This window comes from Citrobacter sp. T1.2D-1, assembly GCF_950098555.1.
Classification (GTDB): domain Bacteria; phylum Pseudomonadota; class Gammaproteobacteria; order Enterobacterales; family Enterobacteriaceae; genus Citrobacter_A; species Citrobacter_A telavivensis.
In genome coordinates this window covers 150,205-166,778 of sequence record NZ_CATNHH010000008.1, presented here as the reverse complement: position 1 = coordinate 166,778, position 16,574 = coordinate 150,205, and the positions used below count along the sequence as shown (strand labels likewise).

Genomic DNA, 16,574 nt, shown 5'->3' with positions numbered 1-16,574 from the left:
CCGGATACGCTGAAGCCGCGATCCGGCATTTCGGAGCAACCTATGCTCATACTCAATGCTCTGGCCTGCGCCGGGCTTTATCGACTTCCTGATGGTGAATGGACGCTGCACAGTCGCTTCTCTCAGGCGATCAATTTCAGTCATGCAAACGGTGAGTTACTGACGTTATACCGCTACGGTAAAGGCATGGGACCAACCGGCATGCTGTTGAGTCATAAGCAGTTTTCCCGCCTGACTGCGGTTTCGCACCTGTACAAAACCGGGAATCTGCTGAGCGGGCAGGGAGTGACCCTTCGCTCTCAGCGCCAGCTCAGACTGCAACTCAATCCTGCTGATAGCGCCCCTGTCGGGCTCTCCCGTTGTGGGCAACAAAGCGGCCTGTGTGGGGCATTGAATCAACCCCTTAATGACATACCATTTTATTCAGAAATCATGGCTGCTCTTGCATGCTGGCATCACGGAGGGGAACCGGACTGGCGTTGGCTTATCGGGCGAGGCCCAGGACTCACGCCCAGCGGTGATGATATGCTGACAGGAATGCTGGCGGTCTTTATTGCTGCAGGGATACCGGTTCACCTTTTTTTACCCTCGATTGATCTACTGGCATTGCTGACAACGTCGGTAAGCTGTAGCTATCTTAATAGCGCCAGGCTGGGCGAATTTTCGACGCCCGTGTTGGGCGTCATGCGCAGTTTACAAACCGGACGTAATACAGACCGTGCGCTTGGCCGTCTGCTTGCGGTAGGACATACTTCCGGCGCTGACACGGTATTGGGTATCGCGTTGGCGCAACACTGGTTACAGATGGCTGATTCAAGGGGAATGCATGCTCGATCAGGAAACAATACGCACATTTATTCGGGTGGCTGAGACCGAGAGTTTTTCCCGTGCCGCCAGCTCGCTGCATAAAACGCCCGCGGCGATAAGTTATCGGATTAAAACGCTGGAAGAACAGGTGGGGACGCAGCTTTTTTTACGTACCACGCGCTCCGTCAGCCTGACCCTGGCCGGTCAGCATCTGCTCGAACATTGCCGCCAGTGGCTCAACTGGCTGGACGCCATGCCGGATGAGTTACAGCAGATCAATGCGGGCGTTGAGCGTCAGGTCAATATCGTCATCAATAATTTGCTGTATCAGCCGCAGACGACCGCTGATTTACTGACGTGGCTGCATCAACAATTTCCCTTCACCCGCTTTCAGATCTCCCGCCAGGTTTATATGGGCGTGTGGGATTCGCTGTTGTATGACGACTATCAACTGGCGATTGGCGTGACCGGTTCCGAATCACTGTCGAACAACATTTCGTTGCTGCCGCTGGGGGATATTAGCTGGCAGTTTGTGGTGGCGCAGAATCACCCGCTGGCCAGCCATCCGGCAACGGTGTTATCGGACGACATGCTGCGTCGCTACCCCGCGATTAATATTGAAGATACTTCGCGCACGCTCACCCGCCGCGTGGCCTGGCTGCTGAGTGGACAAAAGGAGATTAAGGTTCCGGATCTCAGCACCAAGCTGGCCTGTCACTTAAGCGGCCTGGGCGTGGGTTTTTTACCGGAACGTCTGTGCCGTCCTTACGTTGAGTCGGGCGCACTGGTGGCTCGTTCGGTAGTGAATCCTCGCCAGCCGTCACCGCTCTCTATCGCCTGGAAGAATGCCGGCAGTGGAAAAGTGGTCAGCGAGATTGCCGACATTTTTAAACAAAAAAATGCGCTGGTAGGAGGATTTTTGCGGATGGTGGATCGTCCCGCAGAACAGAAAAAATAGCGTCATCCGGAACTGGAACGTAACGAAAATGGCTTATTCACCCATTATTGTTTACCTTTAACGGGGTGTTTTCGTGAGATTGATCTCATTTGCTCTGATTTGTTATGACCAAGGAACATGTAATGGAAGATTTGAATGTTGTCGACAGCATCAACGGTGCGGGGACCTGGCTGGTCCGCAACCAGGAATTGCTGTTGAGCTATGCCGTCAACATCGTGGCGGCAGTTGCCATTGTTATTGTCGGGATGATTGTGGCGCGTCTGGTGTCGAATACGGTTAACCGTCTGATGGTGGCGCGTCATATTGATGCCACCGTGGCAGACTTTCTCTCCGCGCTGGTGCGCTACGGGATTGTTGCCTTCACGCTGATCGCCGCGCTGGGTCGGGTGGGCGTGCAAACGGCATCTGTCATCGCTGTTCTCGGTGCCGCCGGTTTAGCGGTCGGTCTGGCGTTGCAGGGGTCGTTGTCTAACCTGGCCGCAGGGGTTCTGCTGGTCATGTTCCGTCCGTTCCGTGCCGGTGAGTATGTTGATCTGGGCGGTGTCGCCGGGACGGTGCTGAATGTGCAGATTTTCTCCACCACCATGCGTACCGTGGACGGTAAAATTGTCGTGATCCCAAACGGTAAAATCATTGCCGGCAATATCATCAACTTTTCCCGCGAGCCGGTACGCCGTAATGAATTCACTATCAGCGTCGCCTACGACTCTGACATCGATAAGGTGAAACAGATCCTCACCGGGATTATCGAGTCGGAAGACCGCATTCTCAAAGATCGCGAAATGACGGTACGTCTGAATGAACTGGGCGCGTCATCGCTCAACTTCGTGGTGCGTGTCTGGAGCAACAGTGGCGATCTGCAAAACGTGTACTGGGACGTGCTGGAACGGATTAAGCGTGAGTTTGATGCCGCAGGTATTCGCTTCCCGTATCCGCAGATGGACATCAATTTTAAACGCGTGAAAGAAGGCGCGGCAGAGTAATGGTGTGCCGGATGAGCATCGCGCCATCCGGCAAAATTCCTTCGGCATTAATTTCTCTAATCTGCGATTAATATTATCCATTTCCGCTAATAATCATCCCGCGTTATAGTCTGCGCTATAGAGACAACGCTCAGGATGATTACCGTGATATCGTATTATTTTCAAGGTCTTGCACTCGGCGCAGCCATGATACTTCCGCTCGGCCCACAGAATGCTTTTGTGATGAATCAGGGGATACGCCGCCAGTATCACATCATGATTGCGCTGCTGTGCGCCGTCAGCGATCTGTTGCTGATTTGCGCCGGAATTTTTGGTGGCAGCGCATTACTGATGCAATCTCCCTGGCTGCTGGCGCTGGTCACATGGGGCGGTGTGGCATTTTTGCTGTGGTACGGCTTTGGTGCGTTAAAGACGGCGATGAGCAGCAATCTGGAACTGGCCAGCGCGGAAGTGATGAAGCAGGGGCGCTGGAAGATTATCGCCACGATGCTGGCAGTGACATGGCTGAATCCACACGTCTATCTCGATACCTTCGTGGTGCTGGGCAGTCTGGGCGGACAACTGGACGTGGAGCCGAAACGCTGGTTCGCGCTTGGCACCGTCAGCGCCTCTTTCCTGTGGTTCTTCGGTCTGGCGCTGTTGGCGGCGTGGCTCGCGCCGCGACTGCGCACCGCAAAAGCGCAGCGGATCATCAATTCGCTGGTCGGTCTGGTGATGTGGTTTATTGCTTTTCAACTGGCAAAAGAAGGCGTTGCGCATGTTCACGCCTTGTTCAACTAAGCGTTGTCTGATGGACAACACACTATTTCACGCTAAGCTTGCCTGCATGCGCCCTGAAATTTGGGCAACTCACGTAACATGGAGGAGCGACAGTGAAGTTCAAAGTGATGGCCCTGGCGGCATTAGTGGGATTCAGTGCAATGTCGGTACAGGCAGGCGAATTGCCTGATGGACCGCACATCGTGACTTCCGGGACGGCAAGCGTGGACGCTGCACCTGATATTGCCACTCTGGCAATTGAGGTTAATGTGGCGGCAAAAGACGCGGCGACGGCGAAGAAACAGGCAGATGAGCGCGTTGCGCAATATCTTTCCTTCCTTGAGCAAAATCAGGTCGCGAAAAAAGACATCAGCTCGGCGAACCTGCGCACGCAGCCGGATTACGACTACCAGAACGGGAAAAGCATTCTGAAAGGCTATCGGGCGGTGCGCACTGTCGAAGTGACGCTGCGTCAGCTCGATAAACTCAACCCGCTGCTGGACGGCGCGTTGAAGGCGGGGCTGAACGAAATTCGTTCCGTGTCGTTAGGCGTGGCACAACCGGATGCTTACAAAGACAAAGCGCGTAAAGCGGCGATTGATGATGCGATACATCAGGCGCAAGAACTGGCGGCAGGCTTTAACAGCAAGCTGGGGCCGGTTTACAGCGTGCGTTATCATGTCTCGAACTATCAGCCAAGCCCGGTGGTGCGGATGATGAAAGCGGATGCGGCACCGGTATCTGCTCAGGAAACCTACGAGCAGGCAGCGATTCAGTTTGATGATCAGGTCGATGTGGTGTTCCAACTGGAACCTGCGGCGGGCCAGCAACCGGCAACGGCTAAAGCGCAATAATCGAAAATACCGGATGGCGCTGCGCTTATCCGGCCTACAGATATGCATCCTGTAGGCCGGATAAGGCGTTTTCGCCGCCATCCGGCATGACTAACAATTACTTCGCAATACGTTTGTACTTGATACGCTTTGGCTCCAGCGCGTCTGCGCCCAGCGTGCGTTTCTTATACTCTTCGTATTCGGTGAAGTTACCTTCGAAGAACTCCACTTTGCCTTCATCCTGGTAGTCCAGAATGTGGGTGGCGATACGGTCGAGGAACCAGCGGTCGTGCGAGATAACCATCGCGCAACCCGGGAACTCCAGCAGGGCGTTTTCCAGCGCGCGCAGGGTTTCGATATCCAGGTCGTTGGTCGGTTCATCGAGCAGCAGCATGTTGCCGCCAACCTGTAACAGTTTTGCCAGGTGCAGACGACCACGCTCGCCGCCGGACAGTTCGCCCACGCGTTTCCCCTGATCAACACCCTTAAAGTTAAAGCGGCCAACGTAGGCGCGGCTTGGCATCTCGGTGTTGCCGATCTTCATGATATCCAGCCCGCCGGACACTTCTTCCCACACGGTTTTGCTGTTATCCATGGCGTCACGGAACTGGTCAACAGAGGCCAGCTTGACGGTTTCACCCAGCGTGATAGTACCGCTGTCAGGCTGTTCCTGACCGGACATCATGCGGAACAGCGTCGATTTACCCGCGCCGTTCGGACCGATGATACCGACAATCGCGCCTTTCGGTACGGAGAAGCTCAGATCGTCAATTAGCAGGCGGTCACCGTAGGATTTACGCAGATGGCTGACTTCAACGACTTTATCGCCCAGACGCGGTCCAGGTGGAATAAACAGTTCGTTGGTTTCGTTACGCTTCTGGTATTCGGTGCTGTTCAGTTCTTCAAAGCGTGCCAGACGGGCTTTACCCTTAGACTGACGGCCTTTCGCGCCCTGACGTACCCACTCCAGCTCTTTCTCGATAGATTTACGACGCGCCGCTTCCTGAGAAGCTTCCTGCGCCAGACGCTGATCTTTCTGCTCCAGCCACGAGGAGTAGTTGCCTTCCCACGGAATCCCTTCGCCGCGGTCAAGTTCGAGGATCCAGCCTGCGACGTTGTCGAGGAAGTAACGGTCGTGGGTAATCGCCACCACGGTCCCTTCGAAGTCGTGCAGGAAGCGTTCCAGCCAGGCCACGGATTCCGCATCCAGGTGGTTGGTGGGTTCGTCGAGCAGCAGCATGTCTGGTTTTTCTAACAGCAGACGGCACAGTGCGACACGGCGACGTTCACCCCCGGAGAGGGTCGCGATTTTGGCGTCCCAGTCCGGCAGACGCAGGGCGTCGGCAGCGCGCTCCAGTTGCACGTTCAGGTTATGACCGTCGTGCGCCTGAATGATCTCTTCAAACTTGCCCTGTTGCGCGGCCAGTTTATCGAAGTCGGCATCCGGCTCGGCGTACTTCGCGTAAACTTCATCCAGACCTTTCAGCGCATTAACCACTTCCGCCACCGCTTCTTCAACAGATTCGCGAACGGTGTGCTCAGGATTGAGCTTGGGTTCCTGCGGCAGGTAACCAATTTTGATGCCTGGCTGCGGGCGGGCTTCGCCTTCGATATCGGTATCGATGCCCGCCATGATGCGCAGCAGGGTGGACTTACCGGCACCGTTAAGGCCCAGTACGCCGATTTTTGCGCCAGGGAAGAAGCTCAGAGAGATGTTTTTAAGAATATGACGTTTCGGCGGAACGACCTTGCCGACACGATGCATGGTATAAACGAATTGGGCCACGTTGGACTCGCCTCTGTATTTATCGTGATGAATATACCCGTCATACTTCAAGTTGCATGCGCGTTGGCTGCACTCGTTCACCCCAGTCACTTACTTATGTAAGCTCCTGGGGGATTAATGAGAGACATCCTGTCTCTCACCGAAGGCCAGTCTGCGGCTGGTCAAATTCGTTCCCGACGAATTTGTCACTCCCTTGCCGCGTGACTCAGCCTTCGGCTTCGCCCCTCCGGGGCCAGCGCTAGCGCTGTTCAAAGCCCTTTGGGCTTTGTCCTGCAACTCGAATTATTTAGGGTATAGATGTTTTCAAAGGCGAAGTGTAGCCTTTTTCCCCTCTCAATCCCAGCCAGCAGATCTCACTCGCCGTAAAAGTAAAAAAGTGTCCTCGACGTGGCGTAAATGCCAATGACTGGTTAGCATGAAATCATTAGGCGGCATGAGGCTGCAACGACGTATCATTTTTAGAGGAAGAGCTTGTGGACAAAGCCCAACGATTTACCTGGCGTCTTATTGCCGCCGGTGTGTGCCTGCTGACGCTAAGTCAGGCTGCGCGAGCCGATTCACTGGATGAACAGCGTAACCGTTACGCACAAATTAAGCAGGCCTGGGATAACCGACAGATGGATGTCGTGGAACAGATGATGCCGGGCCTGAAGAATTACCCTCTGTATCCCTACCTGGAATATCGGCAGATCACCGATGATCTGATGAATCAACCGACTGTCACGGTGACCAACTTTGTCCGTGCCAACCCGACTCTGCCGCCAGCACGCACGCTGGAATCGCGTTTTGTGAATGAACTGGCGCGGCGTGAAGACTGGCGCGGGTTATTAGCGTTTAGTCCGGAGAAACCGAGAACCACCGAGGCGCAGTGCAATTACTACTACGCGAAGTGGAATACCGGACAAGCGGAAGAGGCCTGGCAGGGGGCGAAAGAGCTGTGGTTGACCGGTAAGAGTCAGCCCAATGCCTGTGACAAACTGTTCAGCGTCTGGCGCGCTTCCGGTACTCAGGACCCGCTCTCTTACCTGGAGCGCATCCGCCTGGCGATGAAAGCGGGAAATACCGGACTGGTGACGGTACTGGCCGGGCAGATGCCAGCGGAGTACCAGACTATCGCGTCAGCGATTATCTCACTGGCGAACGATCCGAACAGCGTCATGAACTTTGCGCGCACCACCGGCGCTACCGATTTTACCCGTCAGATGGCCGCCGTGGCCTTTGCCAGCGTCGCGCGTCAGGATGCGGAAAACGCGCGTCTGATGATCCCGTCACTGGTGCAGGCGCAGCAACTGAATGAGGATCAAACCCAGGAGTTACGCGATATCGTCGCCTGGCGATTAATGGGTAACGACGTCACCGACGAGCAGGCGAAATGGCGCGATGATGCGATCATGCGCTCGCAATCCACGACGCTTGTGGAGCGTCGGGTGCGGATGGCGCTCGGGACCGGCGATCGTCGTGGCCTGAACACCTGGCTGGCGCGTCTGCCGATGGAAGCGAAAGAGAAGGACGAATGGCGCTACTGGCAGGCCGATTTGCTGCTGGAGCGGGGACGGGAAAACGAAGCAAAAGAGATCCTGCATGCGCTGATGCAGCAGCGCGGTTTCTACCCGATGGTGGCGGCGCAGCGTCTGGGGGAAGAGTACGTCCTGAAAATTGATAAAGCGCCGGGCAATGTGGATAACGCACTGACTCAGGGGCCGGAAATGGCTCGTGTTCGCGAACTGATGTACTGGAATCTGGATAACACCGCCCGCAGCGAATGGGCGAACCTGGTCACCAGTCGCACGAAGACGGAACAGGCGCAACTGGCGCGTTATGCCTTCAACAATCAGTGGTGGGATCTGAGCGTGCAGGCGACGATCGCCGGTAAACTCTGGGATCATCTGGAGGAGCGTTTCCCGCTGGCGTATCAGGATATCTTTACTCGCTATACCCGCGGCAAAGACATCCCGCAAAGCTATGCAATGGCGATAGCGCGTCAGGAGAGCGCCTGGAATCCGAAGGTGAAATCTCCGGTCGGTGCCAGTGGGCTAATGCAGATTATGCCCGGCACGGCGACACACACGGTGAAGATGTTCTCTATTCCGGGTTACAGCAGCCAGAACCAGTTACTGGATCCAGAAATGAATATCAACATCGGTACCAGTTACCTGCAGTACGTCTACCAGCAGTTCGGCAATAACCGGATCTTCTCCTCTGCAGCCTACAACGCCGGACCGGGGCGTGTGCGTACCTGGCTTGGCAACAGTGCGGGACGGATTGATGCCGTGGCGTTTGTCGAGAGTATTCCCTTCTCGGAAACGCGCGGCTACGTGAAGAACGTGCTGGCCTACGATGCTTACTATCGCTATTTCATGGGACAGAAAGACACCCTGATGAGCGATTCTGAGTGGCAGAGACGTTATTAATCCGATGGGTTATGTTATGATTTGTACTCGTGTATGAGTACAACAGGGCGACATAACATGACCCAGCATTCCCCTTATTCATCGGCGATAGCCGAACAACGCAATCAGGAGTGGCTTCGTTTTGTGGAGTTGCTCCGCCAGTCTTACGCAGAGGATCTGCACTTACCGCTGTTGCAGTTGATGCTGACCCCGGACGAGCGCGAAGCGTTAGGGACGCGTGTACGCATTATCGAAGAGTTATTACGCGGCGAAATGAGTCAGCGTGAGCTGAAAAACGAACTGGGCGCGGGGATTGCTACCATCACTCGCGGCTCTAACAGCCTGAAATCTGCCCCTGTCGAACTGCGTCAGTGGCTTGAAGTCGTATTGTTGAAAAACGCCTGAAAAGCGTTTTCGTAGGCCTGATAAGCGTAGCGCCATCAGGCTCGCAACTGCACCATCGCCGGATGACGACTTCGTCTTATCCGGCCTACAATCTCACTGATAAATCGCGTTATGAAACGGGCTGAGCGCCAGAATCACCGCCTGGTGGTAGACGCTGGCACGCGTCAGTTTCCCGGCGGTAAACACGCCAATCGCGCCTTCTTTTCGACCAATCTTATCAATGCCCGTGTAGTGAGACATCACCGGGCCAAGCGCTTCACCCTCACGCACTTTTTCAAGGATCACTGCAGGTAGCGGCAGCGTCGCGGAACGGGCTTCACCGCGTTGGGTTGCATTCTCGACAACCACCCAACTGAAGGTCGCGTCTTCATCAATACCCGCTTCGATAGCCACCCAGAAGTCGGCATCTGGTCGCGCACGACGGGCATTTTCGACCCGATTACGTGCGCCAGCACGCGTTTCAGAACTTCCGAAGGGTTGCTCCGGTACGCCACTATCGACGTCAACAGACTCTATATGGCAGGATCCTTCACCGAAGATCTCGTTAAATGCCTGCAGAATTGCCTGAATTTTGGCGGGATTGGTGGTTGCTGAGACAACATGGTGCATAATTAAGCTCGATTTTAAAAAACTCATCGCAGTATACGGAAAAATAGCATGTTACAGGTATACCTTGTTCGCCACGGTGAAACGCAGTGGAACGCCGAGCGACGTATTCAAGGCCAGTCCGACAGTCCGCTGACCGCTAAAGGTGAGCAACAAGCAGTGCAGGTAGGTGAACGCGCGAAAAGCCTCGGCATCACCCACGTCATCAGTAGTGATTTGGGACGTACCCGCCGCACTGCTGACATCATCGCCCAGGCCTGTGGTTGTGATATCACCTTAGACGCCCGCCTGCGCGAGCTGCACATGGGAGTGCTGGAAAAACGTCATATTGATACCCTGACCGCCGAAGAAGAAAACTGGCGTCGCCAGTTAGTCAACGGCACCGTCGACGGGCGTATCCCCGAAGGGGAGTCGATGCAGGAACTGAACGATCGTGTTCATGGTGCGCTCGCCGCGTGCCTGAATTTGCCGCAGGGGAGTCGTCCGCTGTTGGTCAGCCATGGCATCGCGCTGGGCTGTCTGGTCAGTACGATTCTGGGACTTCCTGCGTATGCGGAACGCCGCTTACGTCTGCGTAACTGCTCGATTTCGCGGGTGGATTATCAGGAAAGTTTGTGGCTGGCGCCGGGATGGGTCGTGGAAACGGCAGGGGACATCTCGCATCTGGACGCCCCTGCGCTGGATGAGCTACAGCGTTAACGGCGAATCGGTATCAGGAATTCGCAGCGCAGGTTAATCGGGCGGTCACCGGCTTTGGCATCTTCAGCCGGGTAGTACCGTTCGATATCCTGCCCTTTGCGGCGCGTCAGGTTCAGCATTGGCATGCAGGTTCCGTAGACGGTCAGGATGAACTCCTGGACGCCCGTTCCCAGCCCCTCGTAGGTAAACATGACATATTCGCCGCCCTGCAACAGCACCGGTTGAGCTGACTGCACGTAGCCGTTGGCTTGCTCCTGAGGTAGCGCGGTAGTGTAGAACACTTCCTGTTCGTCATCTTTCTCAAGACTCGGACGCGTTTCGTTCAGGCCATACAGTACGGGCGGGATCGCGGGGGCATGCGCGAGGAAATTGTGCCAGAACTGCACGCGCATTTCGTGGCGGAAATCGGAGATTTGCTCCAGCGAACATGAGTAGCTCTGGGTGATGCCAAGCAGTGGCGTATCTTCCAGAGTGACAAACTTATGCTCAGGTATGGCAAATTCGCCCAGACGCAGAGGCGGACGGATACCGAACGCGCTCCATTCCGGTGAACGACGATACAGCGCAGGCGTTTGGGAAAACTGTTTCTTAAAGGCGCGGGTGAATGTTTGTTGAGAGTCAAAGCGGTACTGTAGGGCAATATCCAGAATCGGGCGAGCCGTCAGGCGAAGCGCAACAGCGGATTTCGATAAGCGGCGTGCGCGAATATACGCGCCAATCGCGTGGCCCGTCACGTCCTTAAACATTCTCTGCAGATGCCACTTGGAATAACCCGCTTTTGCCGCCACATTGTCAAGCGACAGGGGCTGATCCAGATGACCTTCCAGCCAGATTAATAGGTCGCGAATAATGCCGGCCTGATCCATAAAATATCCTCATCCTTTCAACTACAAACACCTGACATCAGATTATTGGATAATAGCATTTTTTGTTGTTTTAGCATTCAGTGTTTTTTTTGCGCATTAATGCTTTTTTTGGATCAAATAAAACGTGATTATTGTAATCCTGTGATCTGTAAACAGTTTCTTTTACAATGTCGAATAATTGCCCAGCGTAATTTTAAAGAATGGTAACAATATGAAATACAAGAGTTTAGTTCTTTCCACTCTGTTGTTTATGCTGGCGCCGCTGGCGTCCGCCGAACAGATCGGCTCTGTCGATACGGTGTTCAAAATCTTTGGACCGGATCATAAAATCGTCGTGGAGGCGTTTGACGATCCCGATGTCAAAAACGTGACCTGCTACGTCAGCCGTGCCAAGACCGGGGGCATTAAAGGCGGGCTGGGGCTGGCTGAAGACACCTCCGATGCCGCCATCTCCTGTCAGCAGGTGGGACCGGTAGAACTGAGCGACAGAATCAAGAACGGCAAAGCTCAGGGGGAAGTGGTCTTTAAGAAACGCACTTCGCTGGTCTTCAAATCTTTACAGGTCGTGCGTTTTTATGATGCTAAACGCAACGCGCTGGCCTATCTGGCCTATTCCGACAAGGTTGTCGACGGGTCGCCGAAAAATGCCATTAGCGCGGTACCCATCATGCCGTGGCGCGAATAACAGGGAAGCATAATGCAGCAGGTATCGGTCTGGCTGGTGGAAGATGAGCAGGGTATCGCGGATACCCTGATTTATATGCTCCAGCAGGAAGGGTTTAGTGTGGAAGCCTTTGAGCGCGGTCTGCCTGCGCTGGATAAAGCGCGTCATCAGTGCCCGGATGTGGCGATTCTCGATGTCGGGTTGCCGGATATCAGCGGCTTTGAACTGTGCCGACGATTGCTGGAGCAGCATCCGGCGTTACCGATCCTCTTTCTTACGGCGCGTAGTGACGAGGTGGATCGCCTGCTGGGGCTGGAAATTGGCGCTGACGATTACGTCGCTAAACCGTTTTCACCCCGGGAAGTGTGCGCCAGGGTACGCACGCTGTTACGCCGTGTGAAGAAGTTTTCTACGCCGTCGCCCATTGTCAAAACCGGTCATTTTGAGCTGAATGAGCCCGCTGCCGAAGTGGCCTGGTTCGGCACGCCCCTGCCACTCACGCGCTATGAGTTTTTGCTGCTGAAAACGCTGCTGTTATCTCCTGGTCGCGTCTATTCTCGCCAGCAACTGATGGATATCGTCTGGGCTGATGCGCAGGATACTTTCGACCGGACGGTCGATACGCACATCAAAACGCTGCGTGCCAAACTGCGTGCCGTCAATCCGACGCTCTCGCCTATCAACACGCATCGTGGAATGGGTTACAGCCTGAGGAGCCTCTGATGCGCATTGGCATGCGTTTGCTGTTGGGCTATTTCCTGATTGTCGCCGTTGCCGCGTGGTTTGTTCTCTCTATCTTTGTGCAGGAGATTAAACCTGGCGTACGGCGTGCAACGGAAGGGACGCTGATCGATACCGCCACGCTGCTGGCGGCGCTGGCCCGTGACGATCTGCTGTCCGGCAATCCGGAGCATGGCCAACTGGCGCAGGCGTTTACGCAACTGCACAATCGTCCCTTTCGCGCCAATATCAGCGGAATCAATAAAGTCCGCAACGAGTACCATGTCTACATGACGGACGCGCAGGGCAAAGTGGTGTTTGATTCCGTCAGCAAAGCGGTCGGGCAGGATTACTCCCGCTGGAACGATGTCTGGCTAACGCTGCGTGGACAGTATGGCGCACGCAGTACGCCACAGAACCCCGCAGACCCGGAAAGCTCGGTCATGTATGTTGCCGCGCCGATTGTCGATAATGGAAAGATCGTCGGCGTGCTCAGCGTGGGGAAGCCTAATGCCGCTATGGCGCCGGTGATTAAACGCAGCGAGCGACGGATCCTCTGGGCCAGCGCGGTTCTGCTTGGCATCGCGCTGGTGATTGGTGCCGGGATGGTCTGGTGGATTAACCGCTCGATCGCCCGTCTGACGCGCTATGCGGATTCAGTGACTGAAAACCAGCCGATGCCGCTGCCAGAACTGGGCAGCAGCGAGTTGCGCAAGCTGGCGCAGGCGCTGGAGAGCATGCGCCTGAAGCTGGAAGGTAAGAATTACATTGAACAGTACGTGTACGCGCTTACCCACGAGCTGAAGAGTCCGCTGGCGGCCATTCGCGGCGCGGCGGAAATCCTGCGGGAAAATCCGCCTCCGGACATTGTTAAGCGCTTTACCGACAATATTCTCAGCCAAAACGCGCGAATGCAGGCGCTGGTTGAAACACTGCTGCGTCAGGCGCGGCTGGAGAATCGTCAGGATATTGCGCTCTCTGCGGTTGCCGTCGATAAACTGTTTGCGCAAATCAGCGACGCACGCGCCATTCAACTGGCGTCGAATGCAATATCGCTGGAGAGGGTTCCTTCAACGTTAAGCGTCTGTGCAGAGCCAGCGCTGCTGGAGCAGGCGTTGGGCAACCTGCTGGACAACGCCATTGATTTCACCCCGGCTGGTGGGACGATCACCCTCAGCGCGCAGGCGCATGCAGAGAAAGTGACGCTGACGGTGGCCGATACCGGCACCGGTATTCCCGATTTTGCCTTACCGCGGATATTTGACCGTTTTTACTCACTGCCGCGTGAAAATGGCTTCAAAAGCAGCGGTCTGGGCCTGGCGTTCGTGCGCGAAGTCGCGCGACTGCTGAAGGGAAGTGTGGAATTGCGTAACCGACCGGAAGGTGGCGTCGAGGCCATGCTCATACTTCACCGTCACTTCACATAGCTTCAAATTCCCCCCACACAGCGTGCGTACTCTGCCGGTATTGCATAAGGAGAACGCTATGTTGAAATCCCCCCTGTTCTGGAAAATCGTCACTTTAGGTGGCGCGATTGTGTTGCTGCTGATCCCACTGATGATGGTCCGGCAGATCATTGTGGAACGCGCTGATTATCGCGATGCGGTAGAGGATGCCATTCGGCAGAGTACCAGCGGACCGCAAAAAGTGGTCGGCCCGTTGATTGCCGTGCCCGTGACCGAGTTATACACGGTGCTGGAAAACGAGAAAGAGGTGCAGCACACGCGCAGCTTTATCCACTTCTGGCTGCCGGAGTCGCTCATGGTTGAGGGTAACCAGAATGTCGAGCCACGAAAAGTGGGCATCTACGAGGGGCAGGTCTGGCATACCGATGTCACGTTGAAGGCGGAGTTTGATGTCGCGCGGCTGAGTGAACTTAACAGGCCCAACGTGACCCTCGGAAAACCGTTTATTGTGGTTGGCGTGGGCGATGCGCGGGGCATTGGCGTAGTGAAAGCGCCGACGGCGAATGGCGTGGCGCTTGCCGTCGAGCCGGGGACAGGATTAACGGGACGTGGAGAGGGGCTTCACATCCCGCTTCCCGACGAACAATGGGCGATGCGCGATGTGAACCTGGCGATGTCACTCAACTTAAGCGGAACCGGATCTTTCTCCGTGGTTCCGGTGGGGCGCAGCAGTCAAATGACGCTCACCAGTAACTGGCCGCACCCCAACTTCCTTGGTGATTTTCTGCCCGAAAAGCGCGAAATCAGTGAGTCAGGGTTTCAGGCGCAGTGGCAAAGCAGTTGGTTTGCCAATAACCTCGGCGAGCGGTTTGTGGATGCGCAAAAAGACGGGTGGTATAACCTGCCGTCATTTAGCGTCGCAGTTGCCACTCCTGCCGATCAGTACCAGCTGACGGATCGGGCAACTAAGTATGCCATTCTGCTAATTACGTTGACCTTTATGGCTTTCTTTGTGTTCGAAACCTTAACCGGCAAAAGGTTACACCCGATGCAGTATCTGCTGGTGGGGCTGTCGCTGGTGATGTTTTATCTGCTGCTGCTGGCGCTCTCAGAACACATTGGCTTCACCCTGGCGTGGGTTGTCGCCAGTCTGGTGGGCGCGCTGATGAACGGGGTTTATCTCCAGGCGGTATTGCAGGGCTGGCGTAGCAGTGTGGTCTTCACCCTGGCATTGCTGGCGCTGGATGGCGTGATGTGGGTTCTGCTGCGCTCGGAAGACAGCGCGCTTCTGCTGGGAACGAGCGTACTGCTGCTGGCGCTGGGGAGCGTGATGTTCCTGACACGGCATCTGGACTGGTATGCGTTCTCGCGTACGAAACCGACAACAACGCCGAAACCGACAGCGCCAGTGGACGATGCGCTACGCGTGTGGAAGTAAATTCAGTTAACGGCAGACAAGAAAAACGGCGCATTGAGCGCCGTTTTTTTGACGGTAATAACTTGATTAATCCTGCAGATCGCCACAGAAACGGTAACCTTCACCGTGAATTGTCGCGATAATTTCCGGCGTATCCGGCGTCGATTCGAAATGCTTACGAATACGACGGATGGTCACGTCAACGGTGTGGTCATGCGGCTTCAGCTCACGACCGGTCATTTTCTTCAGCAGTTCAGCACGAGACTGGATCTTACCCGGGTTCTCGCAGAAGTGAAGCATGGCACGGAACTCGCTGCGCGGCAGTTTGTACTGTTCGCCATCAGGCCCGATCAGAGAACGGCTGTTGATGTCCAGTTCCCAACCGTTGAACTTGTAGCTTTCAACGCTACGACGTTCTTCACTGACGGTGCCCAGGTTCATGGTACGCGACAGAAGGTTGCGGGCACGGATAGTCAGTTCGCGCGGGTTAAACGGTTTGGTGATGTAATCATCTGCACCGATTTCGAGGCCGAGGATTTTATCGACTTCGTTATCGCGACCCGTCAGGAACATCAGCGCAACGTTAGCCTGCTCGCGCAGTTCACGCGCCAGCAAAAGACCGTTTTTGCCTGGCAGGTTGATATCCATGATCACCAGGTTGATGTCATATTCAGAGAGGATTTGATGCATTTCCGCGCCATCTGTCGCTTCGAATACATCATAGCCTTCCGCTTCGAAAATACTTTTTAACGTGTTGCGTGTTACCAACTCGTCTTCAACGATAAGAATGTGCGGGGTCTGCATGTTTGCTACCTAAATTGCCAACTAAATCGAAACAGGAAGTACAAAAGTCCCTGACCTGCCTGATGCATGTCGCAAATTAACATGATCGGCGTAACATGACTAAAGTACGTAATTGCGTTCTTGATGCACTTTCCATCAACGTCAACAACATCATTAGCTTGGTCGTGGGTAGTTTCCCTCTGGACCCGACAGTGTCAAAAACGGCTGTCATCCTAACCATTTTAACAGCAACATAACAGGCTAAGACGTACCGGACACCCAATAAAACTACGCTTCGTTGACATATATCAAGTTCAATTGTAGCACGTTAACAGTTTGATGAAATCATCGTATCCAAATGCTAGCTTTCATCACAAAATTGCAATAATCCAACTAGTTGCACAAGATAACTAATTAACACGGCGAATCCTATGAATGAGATTCATTTTAAATCAAATTATCTCTGATAAACAGAAGGATATACTGTTTCTG

17 protein-coding genes are annotated in these 16,574 nt (G+C 54.7%); 13 read left to right on the top strand and 4 right to left on the bottom strand.

Annotated elements, in window-relative coordinates; genetic code table 11:
- The first annotated feature begins 42 nt into the window (after window positions 1–42).
- The 5 genes from QQZ17_RS09775 to QQZ17_RS09755 all read left to right on the top strand — a co-directional run bounded on the left by QQZ17_RS09775 (window position 43) and on the right by QQZ17_RS09755 (window position 4,361).
- Window positions 43–870 (top strand): DUF2877 domain-containing protein, encoded by an 828-nt coding sequence (locus tag QQZ17_RS09775; RefSeq protein WP_152405963.1) that lies wholly within the window; start codon window positions 43–45, stop codon window positions 868–870.
- Window positions 827–1,765, top strand: a complete 939-nt coding sequence (gene allS / locus QQZ17_RS09770; RefSeq protein WP_152405962.1) for an HTH-type transcriptional activator AllS — start codon at window positions 827–829, stop codon at window positions 1,763–1,765. Before QQZ17_RS09775 ends, allS begins: the two co-directional genes overlap by 44 nt.
- A 122-nt stretch (window positions 1,766–1,887) precedes the next feature.
- On the top strand, window positions 1,888–2,748 hold the full coding sequence (locus tag QQZ17_RS09765) for a small-conductance mechanosensitive channel MscS (protein ID WP_152405961.1): 861 nt from the start codon (window positions 1,888–1,890) through the stop codon (window positions 2,746–2,748).
- Between the two features lie 144 nt (window positions 2,749–2,892).
- The gene (gene argO, locus QQZ17_RS09760; RefSeq protein ID WP_152405960.1) at window positions 2,893–3,528 is read left to right on the top strand and encodes an arginine exporter ArgO; all 636 of its coding nucleotides are present in this window, start codon (window positions 2,893–2,895) and stop codon (window positions 3,526–3,528) included.
- A 92-nt stretch (window positions 3,529–3,620) separates the two neighbouring features.
- Window positions 3,621–4,361: an oxidative stress defense protein gene (locus QQZ17_RS09755; protein WP_152405959.1), complete on the top strand. Its 741-nt coding sequence runs from the start codon at window positions 3,621–3,623 to the stop codon at window positions 4,359–4,361.
- Between the two features lie 97 nt (window positions 4,362–4,458).
- On the opposite strand, the gene ettA is transcribed toward QQZ17_RS09755, so the two are convergent.
- Window positions 4,459–6,126, bottom strand: coding sequence for an energy-dependent translational throttle protein EttA (gene ettA / locus QQZ17_RS09750; protein WP_152405958.1), 1,668 nt, complete (start codon window positions 6,124–6,126; stop codon window positions 4,459–4,461).
- 473 nt (window positions 6,127–6,599) lie between these two features.
- Between ettA and sltY the strand changes: the two genes are divergently transcribed.
- Both sltY and trpR read left to right on the top strand, forming a co-directional pair.
- Complete coding sequence (gene sltY / locus QQZ17_RS09745) at window positions 6,600–8,537, top strand: murein transglycosylase (protein ID WP_152405957.1); 1,938 nt, start codon at window positions 6,600–6,602, stop codon at window positions 8,535–8,537.
- A 57-nt stretch (window positions 8,538–8,594) separates the two neighbouring features.
- Complete coding sequence (gene trpR / locus QQZ17_RS09740; protein ID WP_152405956.1) at window positions 8,595–8,921, top strand: trp operon repressor; 327 nt, start codon at window positions 8,595–8,597, stop codon at window positions 8,919–8,921.
- A 93-nt stretch (window positions 8,922–9,014) separates the two neighbouring features.
- Here trpR and yjjX read toward each other — a convergent pair whose 3' ends face one another.
- Complete coding sequence (yjjX, locus tag QQZ17_RS09735) at window positions 9,015–9,530, bottom strand: inosine/xanthosine triphosphatase (RefSeq protein WP_152405955.1); 516 nt, start codon at window positions 9,528–9,530, stop codon at window positions 9,015–9,017.
- Window positions 9,531–9,578: 48 nt separating this feature from the next.
- Between yjjX and gpmB the strand changes: the two genes are divergently transcribed.
- Window positions 9,579–10,226: a 2,3-diphosphoglycerate-dependent phosphoglycerate mutase GpmB gene (gene gpmB, locus QQZ17_RS09730; RefSeq protein WP_152405954.1), complete on the top strand. Its 648-nt coding sequence runs from the start codon at window positions 9,579–9,581 to the stop codon at window positions 10,224–10,226.
- Here the strand turns inward: gpmB and robA are convergent.
- Window positions 10,223–11,092, bottom strand: a complete 870-nt coding sequence (robA, locus tag QQZ17_RS09725) for an MDR efflux pump AcrAB transcriptional activator RobA (RefSeq protein WP_284554132.1) — start codon at window positions 11,090–11,092, stop codon at window positions 10,223–10,225. The two genes, gpmB and robA, sit on opposite strands and share 4 nt — an antisense overlap.
- A 211-nt stretch (window positions 11,093–11,303) precedes the next feature.
- Between robA and creA the strand changes: the two genes are divergently transcribed.
- The 4 genes from creA to creD are packed head-to-tail and all read left to right on the top strand — an operon-like array spanning window position 11,304 to window position 15,320.
- Window positions 11,304–11,777, top strand: a complete 474-nt coding sequence (gene creA / locus QQZ17_RS09720; protein WP_152405952.1) for a protein CreA — start codon at window positions 11,304–11,306, stop codon at window positions 11,775–11,777.
- 12 nt (window positions 11,778–11,789) lie between these two features.
- Window positions 11,790–12,479 carry a two-component system response regulator CreB gene (gene creB, locus QQZ17_RS09715; protein ID WP_152405951.1) on the top strand — a complete coding sequence of 230 codons (690 nt, stop codon included), beginning with the start codon at window positions 11,790–11,792 and terminating at the stop codon, window positions 12,477–12,479.
- The gene (creC, locus tag QQZ17_RS09710) at window positions 12,479–13,903 is read left to right on the top strand and encodes a two-component system sensor histidine kinase CreC (protein ID WP_152405950.1); all 1,425 of its coding nucleotides are present in this window, start codon (window positions 12,479–12,481) and stop codon (window positions 13,901–13,903) included. Before creB ends, creC begins: the two co-directional genes overlap by 1 nt.
- Window positions 13,904–13,961: 58 nt before the next feature.
- On the top strand, window positions 13,962–15,320 hold the full coding sequence (gene creD / locus QQZ17_RS09705; protein ID WP_152405949.1) for a cell envelope integrity protein CreD: 1,359 nt from the start codon (window positions 13,962–13,964) through the stop codon (window positions 15,318–15,320).
- Window positions 15,321–15,386: 66 nt separating this feature from the next.
- Here the strand turns inward: creD and arcA are convergent, their stop codons facing one another.
- Entirely contained in the window at window positions 15,387–16,103 is a 717-nt protein-coding gene (arcA, locus tag QQZ17_RS09700) for a two-component system response regulator ArcA (protein WP_284554131.1), read from the bottom strand.
- Between the two features lie 95 nt (window positions 16,104–16,198).
- Between arcA and yjjY the strand changes: the two genes are divergently transcribed.
- Window positions 16,199–16,339, top strand: a complete 141-nt coding sequence (gene yjjY / locus QQZ17_RS09695; RefSeq protein ID WP_042998021.1) for a YjjY family protein — start codon at window positions 16,199–16,201, stop codon at window positions 16,337–16,339.
- Window positions 16,340–16,574: the final 235 nt, after the last annotated feature.

Excerpts from the sequence above, each read along its gene's own strand:
- robA (WP_284554132.1), bottom strand. The coding sequence starts at position 11,092 with ATGGATCAGGCCGGCATTATTCGCGACCTATTAATCTGGCTGGAAGGT.
- arcA (WP_284554131.1), bottom strand. The coding sequence starts at position 16,103 with ATGCAGACCCCGCACATTCTTATCGTTGAAGACGAGTTGGTAACACGC.
- QQZ17_RS09765 (WP_152405961.1), top strand. The coding sequence starts at position 1,888 with ATGGAAGATTTGAATGTTGTCGACAGCATCAACGGTGCGGGGACCTGG.
- trpR (WP_152405956.1), top strand. The coding sequence starts at position 8,595 with ATGACCCAGCATTCCCCTTATTCATCGGCGATAGCCGAACAACGCAAT.
- creC (WP_152405950.1), top strand. The coding sequence starts at position 12,479 with ATGCGCATTGGCATGCGTTTGCTGTTGGGCTATTTCCTGATTGTCGCC.
- gpmB (WP_152405954.1), top strand. The coding sequence starts at position 9,579 with ATGTTACAGGTATACCTTGTTCGCCACGGTGAAACGCAGTGGAACGCC.
- allS (WP_152405962.1), top strand. The coding sequence starts at position 827 with ATGCTCGATCAGGAAACAATACGCACATTTATTCGGGTGGCTGAGACC.
- QQZ17_RS09775 (WP_152405963.1), top strand. The coding sequence starts at position 43 with ATGCTCATACTCAATGCTCTGGCCTGCGCCGGGCTTTATCGACTTCCT.
- creA (WP_152405952.1), top strand. The coding sequence starts at position 11,304 with ATGAAATACAAGAGTTTAGTTCTTTCCACTCTGTTGTTTATGCTGGCG.
- creB (WP_152405951.1), top strand. The coding sequence starts at position 11,790 with ATGCAGCAGGTATCGGTCTGGCTGGTGGAAGATGAGCAGGGTATCGCG.
- yjjX (WP_152405955.1), bottom strand. The coding sequence starts at position 9,530 with ATGCACCATGTTGTCTCAGCAACCACCAATCCCGCCAAAATTCAGGCA.
- creD (WP_152405949.1), top strand. The coding sequence starts at position 13,962 with ATGTTGAAATCCCCCCTGTTCTGGAAAATCGTCACTTTAGGTGGCGCG.
- yjjY (WP_042998021.1), top strand. The coding sequence starts at position 16,199 with ATGACTAAAGTACGTAATTGCGTTCTTGATGCACTTTCCATCAACGTC.